Here is a 15,627-nt window from a genome sequence, read left to right as displayed (position 1 = left end):
TTCAAATTTTTTGGCGATTTCTACGCGGTTGTTCTGTTTTGCTAGAACTTGTTCCGTTTTGTTATATTTGAAGTCGCCTCGCAAGTAACCCCATCAACATAATATCGATATATCAAGTAGATTGATATAGTTCAGCGCAAAAAACTCGCAAATATTACAAAAATGATATTGATAACGATAATTATCAATCTTTTTGCGAATCGTATTGAGAAAAGCCAATAATCCCAACAAACTCATTAAACATGTTTCTCATACTTTCCACAATGCGACTTTTCTTCTCAGCGCGCGCCTTAGCCGCAGCGCCAAATCTGCTCATTCTAGGCATTAAATCATTAATGTCTGTACCAAGCTCACTCACTTCGCCAGCGCTAAAAGATTTCTCCATAAACTTGCGAGTCAAAGCATCGTTTAATCCTTCGCTTTGCACGAGTTGCGCCAAATCATGATTATACTTTTTCTCAACATACTCGCTCCAGCAATCAACAATGCTCAACTTGTTGCCGTTAGAATCGTAAACGGTAATGTTACCTTCAGAATCCACAAGCTTCCCAAGCTCATTCTCGTTAAGCTGCGCAATAAACCCTTCAATAAGCTTCTTTTTACTACGCAACTGCGGGCTAGAGTCAACCGCCACCCTAATAGAGGCAAGAACATTTTTATCTTTACAATGCTTGCTATGGTAATGTTCTACTAACATCAAAATGTAGTCAATATTTACTTCTACTTGGCGCACAAGCTCCATCTCAAACACAACGTCATCCGTAATGTCTGCAATCTCGCCTTTTTGCTCTTTGCGCTTCCACTCTTCATGCAAATCCTGGTAATGCCCCAAGTAATCTTGCATATCGCGCTCTTTGATTATTTCGTTGCCTTCAAATTGATCGAAAGCTTTCAGCATGTTACGCAAGCGCAAAATATTGCTAAAAAGCGATATAAACTTTTTCTGATTCTCTTCTCCAACAATGTTGAATCCTTGCAGCGGATACTTTTCCATAAGCTCATTTACTAAATCACTGTATCCACAACGCTCAATTCCTTTATCGTCAACGTAACCGTTGTAAATCTGCTCAAACGTAGGGCAAAGCACAATACCTTGCGCATCTTTATCTCCAAAAAGAGCTACCGCTTCGTCAACTCTATAACTCAAATCCCTAAAGCACACAATGTTTCCGAATGTTTTAACGGAGTTTAAGATTCGATTTGTGCGCGAAAACGCTTGAATAAGCCCATGCATGCGAAGATTTTTATCTACCCAAAGCGTGTTCAAAGTTGTTGCATCAAAACCAGTTAGAAACATGTTGACTACAATCAAAACGTCAATTTCCTTATTTTTCATGCGAATTGAAACGTCTTTGTAATAGTTTTGGAATTTGTTATTTGACGCATCATACGCAGTATTAAACATTTCGTTATAGTCTTTTATTGCACTTTCCAAGAATTCTTGCGAATTTGCGTCTAGATTTGCCGTGCTTTCTGAATTTTCTTCTCCAAGAGAACCCATGCCGTTGGCGTACGCCGAAGAATCTGACTCACCCTCGTTTACTGCATAGCTAAAAATAGTTGCTACTTTTAAGCGTTCGCTTGGAGGCAGATTTTGCTGCTGCTTTTTGAACTCGTTGTAATACGCTTTTGCAAGAGGAATGTCTGCAACAGCAAAGATTGAATTAAAGCCGTTTACGTCAACTGCTTCAGAAGATTTTTTAGTCTCTAAAGTATTATGCTTATCTGCAGCAAGTTCTTTAACGTTAATAATGCGCTTGTATTTGTAAGTTTTCTCATTTCTATACGTTTTTTGACTAAAATGCTCAATAATGTATTGAACAACATTATGCACGCGCTCCGGGTGCTTAATTACATCTGATCGATTAATATCTTTAACCAATTCGTCGGTTGCTTTTTCCAGCTCGCTCGACGTTTTTACAGTAGCAACGTATTCTACGCGGAATGGCAACACGTTTTTATCGTTAATCGCGTTAATGATTGTGTACGTGTGCAAGCACGGTCCAAAGGTTTGCTCGGTTGTAGAAATATGCGCAGCGTCGGAGCCAGCAGCGTTCGCTTCAAAAATTGGCGTGCCAGTAAACCCAAAAAGCAGAGCATTTTTAAAGTGTTTTACAATATCTGCATGCATGCCTCCAAACTGACTTCTGTGGCATTCGTCAAAAATAAACACTATGCGCTTTTTGTAAATTTCATGGCTCGGGTTGCTGCTTATAAATCTACTAAGCTTTTGAATAGTGGTTATAATAAGCCTGCATTCTTCCGTATTGTCTTCTAGCTGTTTTGTAAGCACAGATGTTGAAGTGTTACTATTTGCGGCTCCTTTTTCAAACCTGTCGTATTCTCTCATTGTTTGATAGTCAAGATCTTTACGGTCTACAACAAACAAAACTTTGTCAACAAGATTATTGCCTTCTGCGTCTTTCAAAGCTTTTACTAGCTGCGATGTTTTGAAGCTGGTTAGCGTTTTGCCAGATCCAGTAGTATGCCAAACATAACCACCCTTTTGACGCTCTGATGCTGGCGCTTTGCTCGCATTAGCAAACATGTATTTTACGCGATTCACTATGTTTTCTGCTGCAGTAATCTGGTATGGACGCATAACCATCAAGCAATCTTCTGCATTAAAAACACAATATTTTGTAAGAATGTTAAGAATTACGTGCTTTGCAAAGAATGTTCTAGCAAAATCGCATAAGTCGGAGATTATAGTGTTTTGAGCATCGGACCAATAGTTTGTAAATTCAAAACTGTTACTTGTTGTTGTTTTGCTAGATCCTCTACTTTTCTGCTCGTTGTAAGCATTATTGCGAGTTGAGTTAGAGTAATACTTTGTTTCAGTGCCGTTTGAGATTACGAAAATTTGCACGTATCCAAATAGTCCGCTTCCAGCCCAAAATGAGTCGCGAGCATAACGGTTAATCTGATTGAACGCTTCTCTAATAGGCACGCCTCTGCGCTTTAACTCAATGTGGACCATTGGCAAGCCGTTTACTAGAACAGTCACATCGTAACGATTGCTGCGAGCAGGGCCATTTGCATCATTATCGTTTGCATTATTGTTTGCGCTATCGCTTGCATTAACAGCATATTGGTTGATTACTTGCACAATATTCTTGTGAATATTTTCTTTGTCAATAATAGTTATGTTCTTACCTTCGCCGTCATCTTTTTTGAGTATTTTAACGTTATCTCGCTGAATAGTATCTGTTTTCTTAACTATACCGTCAGTGCTGTTTGCAATATTTTCTTTGAAAAATCTTTCCCACTCGCTATCTGAAAAATGGTAATCGTTGAGTTTTTCGATTTGTACGCGAAGGTTTGCTATAAGATCTTTCTCGTTGTGAATATGAGCGTACTCGTAGCCTTGGGATTGCAAAATGTTAATGAACTCTTCTTCGAGTTGCGCTTCGCTTTGATAGTTGCCGTCGTTGCGCGCGCTCGGCGTAAACGTAGACATTACAGTGCTATCTTGATTTTCTAACACGATTTTCATTTTGCTTCCTTCTTTCTTACTTACTCACATAACGCATTGCATATTCTACAAATTTAAATTATTTCCAATGTAAATGGTTAAATATCCCATTTTTATATTCTTCATTTTTATTCAGAAATTCTTTTATTTCGTTCTCATAATTATGATTGTTTTCTATTTTTGATACTAAATACATTAAATTTACTAATGCTGCAGCAATAGATTTGTCCGTATAACCATTTAATAAAGAAGAATTTTTAACGTCACGAATTGAAGGAGTTGATATTACAGTTTCCTTATACCATAATCTACAATGATGAGAACACAAATTGCGCAAGTAAACTATTGAATGGATTGATTCAGAAGATTTACGAATTTCCGTTTTTAACCCCATTGAATCAAAAAGTTTTCGCAACACATTAGTATCTTTGTACAAAGAAATCATTCGTGAAATAGTATCAAATGGAAAAGCTTCAACAGCAGCCCATATTGGTATAGGTTGTCTCTTACTCTTGTAATGCTTTATACAAACTTCATTAGATTTTTCCAGCCATTTATTCATATTAGATAAAAGATTATTTATGCTTATGTTAGATTTTTTAATATATGAATCTGAATTTAGGTATGTATATGCCCCTCCAGAGTTTGCAACGTGATATGCAAATCTAGATCTTAATGTTAACTCTACTCGTGCGGTACCTTTAAGAATAATTGTTCGCAATTCTTCATCCATCTTGTACGGAACAAGAAAATCAACATCTTTGCTACCTGGCTTAAACTGATTATTGCCAGAAGAAGGATCGATTTGAAACACTCGAAAATACCCAGATAATCTATAGTAGTTGCAGTTATATAGCATACTTTTTAAATTATTTTCATCGGTAACTACTAATTCTCGAGTTTTCATGAGTTGAATCATATCGTCAATAGATTTTGGAGGCTTTGAATTAGCTGGAAAACAAGAAGAACCCCCAGGTTTGAGCACTGTTAGTAGGCTTAGGGGGCTGCTGTTACTGTCAATATTATCAGACATCTCTTACCTCCTCAATGTCTTCGGCGAGTCTCACTAGAAATGTAATTTATGTAAATTCTAATACTAAATACGCGTTTATAGTTTGTTTTACATAAATTGTGTATAACTAAATTACGCACGCTTGAAGGTTAGGAGTTGATTACGATAGTACTCGTATTGCTTGCGTCTAGCTTCGATTTCTGCAGGCAATCCTTGAGTTAAATCATTACAAAGTGCGTCAAAACGATCCAGAATTTGTACGATTTGGCGCTGTACTTCTAGAGGCGGAACGGGGATTTCAAATTGCATTACAGCTTTCTTATCGCCTCTAGGCATCTTCGCGCCTTTCGAATTGCGAACATCATATAAGAAAAACCGCTCAGAGCTTAAAATATGATATAAAAATCTAGGACTAATAACGTTTTTATCGTGAATATGAATAACTAAAACATCACCGTTAGTTCCACCAACACAATCAGCAAACCATATTTTCTTAAGATATGGTCTTATATTACCAATAAGTACATCACCTATAGAAAAACAAATAGCTTTACTTTCTTTAGGTATAGAATTAGCTAGCGTTTTTCCCTGCTTGTTTTGTAATAGATTTTCAACACCAACATAATTATGTTCATCAAGAATCTGCGAATCAATGCGATTTTTAGAATATGATGCAACATACTCTAAAGCTTTATACTCCACGCCGTTTGGGCAGTAGCGTTGGATAAGCGAGTGAAGAGGATTATTATCGTCAAACGTAAGCAAAGTATCGCGGTAGTATTCGTATTGCTTTTTACGAGCTGTAAGCTCTGCTGTAAGCTCTGCTGTAAGCTCTGTAAACGTATCTAAAATCCGCACAATCTCCGCTTGAACCTCAAGCGGCGGCACTGGGATTTCAGTATCTATCAAATATTTGAAGTGACGTTCATAATTATTATGCTTAACATAATAATTTGATATAGCATAATAAAAATACTTAGCTAGCATAACTTCATTATTAACGGAAATAATTTTAAGTCCATCTGCGCCTTGCGCAAAAGCAAAATTAACGTATTTTATATGCTCACTATGATCGCCAAAACATACATATTCTGAATTAGGAATATTTGGATCAAACACATCTGAATATCCAGAAATAAACTCTAATTCCTGCGAGATTATTGGAACAGAACCTTCATTTTTGTAATCGTTCGATTTAATTTTCAGACTCGGAGATATAAGCCTAATTGCTTTATCTTTTTTAATATCGCCAATTTTTTTATACTCCACGCCATTCGGGCAAAGCTCAGCGATTAACTCCTCAAGTTTGCTAGTCATTGAGCCACCTCGCTATTATCAAAGTTAACGCTGCCAGCTTCAATCTCGCTTACAATCTTCTCAATCTGTTCACGCAACTCTTGCTCGCGAGCGCAAACCGACGCAATTTGCGCGTTAAGCTCCGTAATATCAATCTTTTCTCGAGTATCTTCCACTTCAACATAAGTAGAAACCGAAAGATTGTATTTATTGGACTCCACTTCTTCCAAAGATGCTACGTGCGCAATATGCTCCACATCTTGCCTAGAAGTGTACCACTGAACAATTTGCTCAATATTCTCATCCGAAAGCTTGTTGCTATTCGTTGACTTTACAAACTCTTTACTTGCATCAACAAACAATATAGAAGTATCATTCCGCTTGTTTTTACGCAAAACCATAATACATGTAGCAATCGAAGTGCCAAAGAATAAGTTGCTCGGAAGTTGAATCACGCAATCAACAGCATTATGCTCAACTAAATATTGGCGAATCTTTTGCTCAGCTCCGCCTCTATACATAATTCCAGGGAAGCAAACAATAGCAGCAGCACCATTTTCTGCTAGATGCGCTAAACAGTGCAACACAAACGCCATGTCTGCCTTGCTTTTTGGAGCAAGCACACCAGCTGGAGCAAAACGAGGATCGTTAATCATCAACGGATCAGAATCCCCCTCCCAACTCGTGGAATAAGGCGGATTAGAAACAACTAGCTCAAACTTTTCATTAGCATCGATCTGCGGATTTATAAGAGTATCACCACACGTAATCTCAAACTTGTTAAAATTCACATCGTGCAAAAACATGTTCATGCGGCACAAGTTGTAGCTAGTAACGTTCTTTTCTTGACCGTAAAAACCGCCATTAATATTTTCAATGCCTAGCACTTTTTTGGCTTTTAAAAGAAGCGAGCCAGATCCGCACGCAGGATCGTACACGCTGGAAATGCTTGATTTTCCAACGGTTCCAAGGCGCGTGAGCAGCATTGAGACTTCTGCAGGCGTAAAGTATTCGCCACCAGACTTGCCAGCGTTAGACGCATACAAGCCCATCAAATATTCGTAAGCGTCACCAAAAGCCTCAATCACGTTGTTGTTTACGCTGCCAAGCTTCATCTCACTAATCACTTGTAATAACTTAACAAAACGCTTATTTCTGCCTTCAACAGTATCTGCAAGCTTAATGTTATTCACATCGTAATCGGAGAATAATCCCTTAAAATCACCAGACGAATCAGTGCCTTGAGAAGAAGCTTCAATATTGCGGAACACGCGGCTCAACGTTTCGTTTAGATTGCTATCTTGAGGAGCGTTCTTAAGCACATTGCAAAACAGTTCGCTAGGAAGTATAAAGAAGCCTTTAGCCGAAATCATCTCACTGCGAAGAGGCTCAGCATCTTCATCGCTTATTTTTGCATAATCAAAGTCTGGATCGCCGCCTTCAGATTCATGCTCGTTTTTATTTATATAATCGCATAAATTCTCGGAAATATAGCGATAAAACATTGTGCACAATACGTATGCTTTAAAGTCCCAACCATCAACGGAACCTCGCAAATCGTCGGCAATCTTCCAAATCGTGCGATGCAATTCCGCGCGTTCTTCTTCTTTGCGAGTGTCCATTCTGCTGCTCCCTATTCGTGCAATTCGTGCAAGCGCATGCGCAATATATAAGCTAATTAAACAAGCGCAATATTACGCAATAATTAAATAAGCGTTCTTTAATATTCTACTGTAAACGCGCACAATCAGCAGCAACGTTACCGTATCGCTTGCGTCTAGCTTCGATTTATGTAGGCAAGATAGCTCGCATAGTCATTATTGGGCATTAGTTGGCATTATCCTGCATTATTCAGCATTACTCAGCATTAGTCCGCAAAAAAGTGCGCTGGGAATGCACGCGTTTTGCGAAGCGCATGATTTGGCGAGATTACAGCAAACTCAGCACTGGTGGTTTGCACGATTTTTTGCAAATCGCTTTCTTGCGATACAAACAACGCAGTTGCGAGCGCATCGGCGTAAGCTGTTGGAAAATTGCAAGTTTTAGCAGGAATATAAACCCAGCTTGCGCATAAATCGCAAGCAGGAATGCCGTCAAGCGCATTAATCAAGTGAGTCGCAATTAAATTAGACTCAAAGCCACTTGCATCTTTACCTAAGCAACTTGCTTCTTTTACTTTCCAACGCCTTCTTGCACTAGACGATGCACACAACGCTCCGCTTGCGATTGATGCCACTCCAACTGCTTGAGTTGTGTCAAAAGGATTTTCCAGAGCCACTTTTATTTGACTATTCTCTTCGCTAAAACAAGCGCGCATATCTCCGCCAGCGTTTACCAAAAAATCAAAATCCGCAGGCAAATCGCTATCCTCAGGCGAATCACTACCAAGCTCCTCTTTAATAATCTGTGTTACAAGATCTACAAAATAGCCCTTTCCAGCTGCACCAAAATCAAGCTGCACTGGCTGATTTGTGCAAAGCGTTGCACGGCCGCTATCTTGCGAAATATCCGACCAAGCAATCGGCAAAGAGCGGCGATAATTAGCCCAACTGCCTATATTAGAACTCGCGCTAGCTGCCGACTCTGGAACGAATTGCACAGAATTATTGTAGCCAAGCGCAAGCAGATCCGCGCCAATGCACGCGTCGAAAGCTCCGCGAGTAGCAGCGTAAAATTCGCTATAAAGTGCAAAAAGCGGCCCAGCCCATGCTGGAAACTCAAACTCGCCGCCATGCTCCGCACGAGCCATGCGCGAAACTAGCGAATCTTCACGAAAGCGCGAAAGCACCGATTCATACTCTTCAACAAAGGCACGAATCCGCTTCTGCACGCGCTGCGAAATCGGCACGCTGCTAGAGATAATAATCCCCGTTCCAAGCGCGCGCTCAATCGCCACAACGTTCCTAAACATCGCTTGCCTCACTCCCAATATCAAACACTCTATCAATCATCAAAAACCACAACAATATCCCCCAAAAGCCACAAAATAGCAAAATGTCGTCATAGTTTACAGAAAGTCGCATTCTATACCTACATTTTGCCAAAATGAAGGCATAGCGAGTAAAAAACATTCGTCTATACCGACATTTTCGCAAAAACGCACTATAGAAACATAGGTAGCATCGACAACATCAACATAACGCCACTCGTTTCGGCGTAGCATGATTTACGCGCTTTAATGCCAAGCAAACCTCACTTCGCAAAACCAGCCAAACCTCACTTCGCAAATTTGAAAATTTTTTAATTTTGCGAAGTGAAACAATATTCACATAAGCCGCAAAACATAATAAACAGAACGCAATAAGCAGAATATAAAAAGGGCCTTCGAGTGCGAACGCAAGCGAACACAAACGAAAGCCCTAAAACACTAGCGCTAACACGTAGCAGTAATATTAATTAGCTACGCACCTTACGCAACACTGCACCAGAAGCAGCAAACATCAAAGCAGCAAACGCCACTAAAACGCCAGCAACACCAGTAACAGGCAAAACACCCTTACCATCACCCTGGCCAGTGGCATTATTCGCAACAGTAATATTCGTCCAAGCAAGCTGATTGCCCTGCTCATCCACAAGAACAACAGTATGCTTACCAGAATAACCAGCAGGGAATTGCGCATCAAAATAAGGAACACCATCAGCACCAAGCTTAACAGTCACAAAATCACTACCATCCACGCTACGCAAAAGCTTAGGAGTAGAATACATAAACGCATAAGCCTTGGCAGAACCCTTTTCCTTCAACTCCTTATTAAACTTAGCGTTATCAGAATGAACAGTAACCTTATTAGACGCACCAGCCTTAGCAACATTATTATTACCAACAGTAATCCCGCCCTTAACCTCTGGATTAAGATCATTAACAGTCTTAGGAGCCGCAGGAACCTTAACAGGAGCATTCACATTCTTATCATTACCAGGCTTTACATCTGGAGCAGGCTTCTTACCTTCATCAGACCTTGGCTCTGTAGAAGGCGCAGACCCAGGAGCCGATGAGCCTGAATCGCTACTACCACTCCTTTTTGGAATAAGAGGCTTATGAGGTTCAATCCTTGGTGTAAGAGGTCGCGGAGTTATAGCAGCAGTATAGTGTTGATTGCCATGACTCGAAGGATCTGGAGCTGGCGCAGGCTTTGGCTCAGGAGCAGGCTTTGGCTCAGGAGCTGGCTCTGGCACAGACGGTACACCATAGTCATCACCTACAACGTCAGGTTCAAATACAGGAAAACCATCCCAAGAATGAATAGACAGAGGATGTATGTTATCCACAGGAATAGAGCTAATCTTCAAACCGCTCTTAGAGCCTAGCAAATTATTTACTTTGTCTAAGTCAATTTTCTCATCAATTACAAGCTTAGAAAGTTCATTAAGACTCTTAATAGGGTTTATATTGTCTATAGTTAACTTATTATCAACAAGAGCCAATTTTTTAATTTTAGTCAATTTGTTTAACACATCTATATTGTTCACACTAGAGGTTATAAGACTAAAACGTTCAAGAGAAGTATTCTTCGCAATAGAGCTAATATCTCTTAAACTGATAAAATCATAAAGAGCTAAAGTAGAAAGTGAAGGCATAGAATTTACAGGAGAAATATCACTAATCTCATTTCCTCCAGTAATCACCAAAGTTTTTAGACCAGTAAGACTCTTTAATTTTTCAATGCTAGAAATATTGTCACTACTTCTAAAAAGCAAATAATTAAGTTTTGTTAGCTCACTCAATGGCTCAATACTATTTATACCGTTTTTAGTATTCGCTTCCAAATCAGTTATAGTATCTTTAAGAGCAGTAATAGGGCTCAAATCTGATACAGAAGTATCTGTTATATTCAAAAGTTTTAGTTTTTTGAAACGACCTATACCGTCAATATTTGCAATTTTACTTGTATTACTAACATCTAACTCTTCCAAATCTGCAGGCAAGAAATTTAATGATGCGAAGTTAGCAATGTCTGAATCAGCAATAGTTATCTTATTAAGTTTAGTAAGACCTTTTAATTCAGTTACATTATTATCATTCAAATTTGTGGCACCGTTAATTTCCAAGCTCTTAAGATTCGTTAAACTTGAAATATCAGAGACATTCACTTTACGTAACGTTGAGCCAATACGCAAAGACTCAAGATTAGGCAAACTCTTCAATGAGTCCAATCCCGTAGGATTAGCAGAAGTCCATAAAGCAACTTTCGTCAAGCCTGTAAAATATTTAAGATCAGAAAAATTATTACTATCACCCGTATTTGTATTCAACCGCATAGCTGTTAATGTTTTAGCTTGCCCCTCGGTTACATCAGTAAGCTCTACGCCTCCATTATTACGATTTAAAAGATAGAGTGCCTCTTTTTTAACAACTGGGTTTTGAAAATTAATTATCTTGTTATCGTCGCTAGTACTTGCGAGCGCAGCTGGAGGAAGCGACGCAAAAGCGAAACCACTAAGCAAAGTGGCAGCAGCTACAAAAGCACCTATAGTCTTTTTGTTTAGCATACTTATCCTTTCTTCTTCTCTCACACGCATCTGCGCGTGAAACAATAAAATTGCAAAATAGCTGCAACTTAAACAAAATCGCAACTATACAAAGCATTCATAAACAAATTTACTCCTCACATACGGCAATAATCAACAAAAAATCAACAAAAAGTAAATAAAAAATCTTGCAAAAAACCTTGCAAAAAATATTGCAAAAGTCCATCAAAACCACAACGTTTCGAGTGCACATAACCAAAACACAACAACCACATAACGCAACATCACGCCACTCGCTTCCGCGTATCTGATGGTAAGTGAAAAAATCGGGCGACGCATAAATACATCGCCCGCAAAACTTTCGTTTTCAAATCGTATGAAACACGCTACCACGCCGCACATACGTTACGCAATACAGTCTCTTTACAAAAGCTCGTGTCACAACCCAAAAAGCTTTAACAACGCTCGGAACGTATCTTGACCATCATAGCAAGTTTCAACTAGAAATCCGCGCTCATTGCTGTATTCTTTGAGACCGCGATAATAGTAATATTTCTTTCTATCCTCAATAATAAACGGCACAATATTATGCTTTAAGCATTCCTTAAAAGCAATCAAACGCCCAACTCTACCATTACCATCCTGGAAGGGATGAATCCGCTCAAATCTGTAATGAAAATCAACTATATCTTCTAGCTGCAAATCAGTTTTAGCAAGGTATTCTGCCAACAACTTGCTAATCTCATTATGCACTTTTTCTGGCTCGCACGTTTGCACACCGCCTACAACATTCGCACGCAACTTGTAGTCGCCAACACTAAACCAATGCAGAAGCTCGTCGCTTGTTCCGCGTTTAAGCAGCAAATGTAAACGCTTAATCATGTCTTCACTAAGAGGCTTTTCAGCAACGTCAATACAGTAATCAATCGCGCGAAAATGATTCACTGTTTCAACAATATCGTCAACCTTAATACCCGTATTCCCTACTACGCCAACACTTGAATCCGCGCTATCGACTACACCATCAGCTTTTTCTTCGGAGCCGATAGTATTAGTTTCAAAAATTCGCCTAGTTTGATCTTCACTTAGCTGACTTCCTTCAATATGATTCGAGTTGTACGTCATGCGAATTTGAAGCTCGTGATAAATTCCGCCTGGAATACGATGTGCCTTTTCTTCCCTAAGCCTTTGCAAAATAGGGTTACTTGAAATTACGCAATACAATTCACTTGGCTTGCATTGTAAATAGTTGCTGATTTTTGCGATTACTAAATTTGATAGTTTTTCACCTTTTGAGATTTTTGCAATCGTACGAGAAGAAATATGCAACTCGGCTGCTAACTGCGATTTTTTAACGCCTTTTTCACGCAGCATGTTGTTAAATCCAGTGTAATCATACATTTTTAACGCTTCTCTTTCTTCTGCTTGCCCTGCTTTATTGAGATGAATTATTGCGAATTTATATACTGGAGCCATGTTATAGCTAAAATCTTTACTTATTTTCCCATAATCAACATCAAAAGTAAAGATAATTGCGATTTTACGCACGCAAAAGTAAAGATTTGCGATTTTGCGCAAAAGAAAATATGCATCAAAAAAGAAATAACCAAGACACCAGCGTTAGCAATATGCAAGCGCTACATTCAATCTATGCCGTAACGCGTTTTATACGCCGCGTAATCCTTATCTTGCAAAACACTAGCCACATTCGGAGCGTATTCGTATTCTTCTTCAACAAGATGCGCAAACTGCTGCTGAGCTAAAAGCTCAACATTCAGTGGCTTTGTAATAATGCGAAACATGTCTTCAAGAAGCTTAGTATCGTTAGCATCTTTAGCTCGGATTGAAGCCTTGTCGTTTACGCGCTGAGTTATTAAACCCCAATCGAAATGGTACCCAGCATCTCGCGCAACTATATCCCAAAAAACGCGCTGCGTTCTACCATTGCCCTCACGAAATGGATGCAAAACATTAAAATTATTGTAATTTACGCTTAGCTTACTAATAAAATCATCAATAGATAAACCTTGCAATAAATTATCATTTTTAAGCGTTTGCTCACAGTAACGAATCCCAACGCCCATGTATTCAAGCGGATGAAACGGCTCGCCACCACCTTTAGTCATGTCTATAGTACGAATCTGACCAGCCCAATCGTAAACATCTTGAAAAAGATAATGATGAATCCACTGCAATTGCTTAACAGTTCCTTCAGCATGCGGCAAGTTTTCGTACAACTTATAGCTACGGACTGAAACTAAATCGTTTTCAAAGAAATCAAGATCTTCCTGAGTTTGTACATTAAGTTTGTTCTTCAGCACTCGCGTATGAGGAATAAGATATGGGTCAAAAACTTCATCAACCATGATTAATCCTTGAACAAGTTAAGATTGATTATTCTAGACCGTAACGCTTACGAGTTAGAGATATAAGCTCATCTGCGCTTATAGAACCGCGAATATATTTTCTTGTATCAGCCAAGCATGCAGAAGAGACCGTACCACCCTCTAATTTTGCTGAAGATAATGCTATTGCAACGTTTTCCAGTCGGAACTTTTGCGTTTCTTTATCAATCATTTCTACTCCCTGCCAACACCCGCTCTCAAATCAAAAATAACTACCAACTATTTTACTATTCGCAATGCATTTATGTGCAATAAACAGAACGCAATCAAAAAACGCAATAAACATAATACGAAAAGGCCTTCGAGTGTTAACGCAAACAGAAGTCGCAACAAAATCCACTTTTTACAAGTTTAAGTCATTCATAACCTAAACTTTTATTTTTCGTAAGTTTAAGTCATTGATAACTCAAACTTTGGATTTTACACAAGACAATCCACTTTCAAAACTTAAAAAATATTACAGTTTTGAAAGTGAAAATGATATAATACTTTCAAAAGTAAAATAAAATTAAAGTTTTGAAAGTAGAAATACGTGTTTGCTTTCAAAAGTGAAAAATACTACGATTTTGAAGACGAAAGGAGATTGCAATGAAACTCATTGAGAGAACAGATTACTTAAATCGCCTAAAGCGACTTAAAGGCACGCCAGATATAAAAATCATTACTGGAATTCGACGCAGTGGAAAATCGGAGTTGTTGCGAGCTTATAGCAAATATTTAGAAAACACTTATAGCAATCAAAATAGCAAACTTTACGCATCAGCCAAACACGCACAGCAGCCAAACAAGCTACAACAGCAAAACAACTCAAACAATCAAGAACTTAACATAATCAGCATTGACTTCAATAACCTAAATTACGAAAATCTAAAAAATTACAAAAGCCTTTTTGCATACGTTGAAAGCCGTTACATACCCGAGGCGTACAACGTTCTTATGATCGACGAAGTGCAATTATGCCCAAAATTTGAGCTTGCGATTAACAGCCTTCACAATAGCAATAAATACGATATTTACTTAACGGGATCTAACGCATTCTTACTTAGCTCGGACCTTGCAACACTGTTTAGTGGAAGATTCATTGAAATACCAGTATTCCCGTTTAGTTTTGCAGAATATTGCGAATACTTTGAAATAACAAGTAACTTTAACGATGCGTTGCAAAAATATTTACAACAGGGCGGGCTTGCAGGCTCATACGTTTACGCTAACCAAGACGATGCGCAAGCGTACATAAAAAACGTGTATACAACTCTTGTTAAACGCGATTTAGTAGACAAATACGCAATATCGGAAGTGTCACTTCTTGACTCAATATGCGAATTTTTAATGGATAATATTGCAAATCTTACAACCGCAAACAATGTAAGCTCAATACTTAAGAAGAATCATATTGAAACAACGCACATAACAGTTGGCAATTATCTAAAATATTTATGCAATGCATTCATGTTTTATAAAGTAAAACGTTACGATATTCGTGGTAAAAAATATTTAGAAACAAACGAAAAATACTATTTAGCAGACACCGCGCTACGCTACGCAATTCTAGGAACACGCAACATGGATTACGGTAGAGCGTACGAGAATATTGTGGCACTTGAGCTTATGCGAAGAGGATACGCGATTTATGTTGGTAAACTTTACCAAAAAGAAGTAGATTTTGTGGCAATAAAAGCGAGCGAAAAGTTTTATATTCAAGTTTCAGACAACATTAGTGACAATGCAACGTTGGAGCGCGAACTTTCGCCGCTAAAAGCAATAAAAGACTCTTACACTAAAATCCTGCTTGCAAACACTCGCCATGATTCCTACGATATTGAAGGAATACGCGTAATAGACATAGCGCAATGGCTACTTAACGCAAACTAAGTCAAATAGCAGAACGCAGTAAGCAGAATACAAAAAGGACCTTCGAGCGTGAACGCAAGCAAGCAAGCAAACACAAACGAAAGCCCTAAAACACTAGC

The 15,627-nt window shown here is 38.7% G+C and carries 10 protein-coding genes; 1 reads left to right on the top strand and 9 read right to left on the bottom strand.

Annotated elements, in window-relative coordinates; translation table 11 throughout:
- Nucleotides 1-184: 184 nt before the first annotated feature.
- From HXT30_RS00130 to HXT30_RS00090, 9 genes are all read right to left on the bottom strand, one after another.
- Nucleotides 185-3,496, bottom strand: a complete 3,312-nt coding sequence (locus HXT30_RS00130) for a type I restriction endonuclease subunit R (RefSeq protein WP_422111551.1) — start codon at nt 3,494-3,496, stop codon at nt 185-187.
- 58 nt (nt 3,497-3,554) lie between these two features.
- A complete protein-coding gene (locus tag HXT30_RS00125; protein ID WP_422111550.1) occupies nt 3,555-4,508 on the bottom strand; it encodes an Abi family protein in 954 nt (317 codons plus the stop codon).
- Nucleotides 4,509-4,619: 111 nt separating this feature from the next.
- Complete coding sequence (locus tag HXT30_RS00120) at nt 4,620-5,804, bottom strand: restriction endonuclease subunit S (protein WP_422111549.1); 1,185 nt, start codon at nt 5,802-5,804, stop codon at nt 4,620-4,622.
- Nucleotides 5,801-7,405 (bottom strand): type I restriction-modification system subunit M, encoded by a 1,605-nt coding sequence (locus tag HXT30_RS00115; protein ID WP_422111548.1) that lies wholly within the window; start codon nt 7,403-7,405, stop codon nt 5,801-5,803. Before HXT30_RS00115 ends, HXT30_RS00120 begins: the two co-directional genes overlap by 4 nt.
- A 245-nt stretch (nt 7,406-7,650) precedes the next feature.
- Nucleotides 7,651-8,694, bottom strand: coding sequence for an FAD:protein FMN transferase (locus HXT30_RS00110; protein WP_422111547.1), 1,044 nt, complete (start codon nt 8,692-8,694; stop codon nt 7,651-7,653).
- A gap of 485 nt (nt 8,695-9,179) precedes the next feature.
- Entirely contained in the window at nt 9,180-11,273 is a 2,094-nt protein-coding gene (locus HXT30_RS00105) for a leucine-rich repeat domain-containing protein (protein WP_422111546.1), read from the bottom strand.
- Between the two features lie 417 nt (nt 11,274-11,690).
- The gene (locus tag HXT30_RS00100) at nt 11,691-12,728 is read right to left on the bottom strand and encodes a Fic family protein (protein ID WP_422111545.1); all 1,038 of its coding nucleotides are present in this window, start codon (nt 12,726-12,728) and stop codon (nt 11,691-11,693) included.
- Between the two features lie 167 nt (nt 12,729-12,895).
- Entirely contained in the window at nt 12,896-13,618 is a 723-nt protein-coding gene (locus tag HXT30_RS00095) for a Fic/DOC family protein (protein WP_410293923.1), read from the bottom strand.
- 28 nt (nt 13,619-13,646) lie between these two features.
- Nucleotides 13,647-13,829, bottom strand: coding sequence for an antitoxin VbhA family protein (locus HXT30_RS00090; RefSeq protein ID WP_016635642.1), 183 nt, complete (start codon nt 13,827-13,829; stop codon nt 13,647-13,649).
- 416 nt (nt 13,830-14,245) lie between these two features.
- Here HXT30_RS00090 and HXT30_RS00085 point away from each other — a divergent pair, with 416 nt between their 5' ends.
- Nucleotides 14,246-15,529 carry an ATP-binding protein gene (locus tag HXT30_RS00085; protein ID WP_422111544.1) on the top strand — a complete coding sequence of 428 codons (1,284 nt, stop codon included), beginning with the start codon at nt 14,246-14,248 and terminating at the stop codon, nt 15,527-15,529.
- Nucleotides 15,530-15,627 lie beyond the last annotated feature (98 nt).

It is taken from the genome of Gardnerella sp. DNF00571G, from assembly GCF_049262695.1.
Classification (GTDB): domain Bacteria; phylum Actinomycetota; class Actinomycetes; order Actinomycetales; family Bifidobacteriaceae; genus Bifidobacterium; species Bifidobacterium piotii.
The sequence above is the reverse complement of the archived record's forward strand: the minus strand, read 5'-3'. Positions and strand labels throughout refer to the sequence as shown.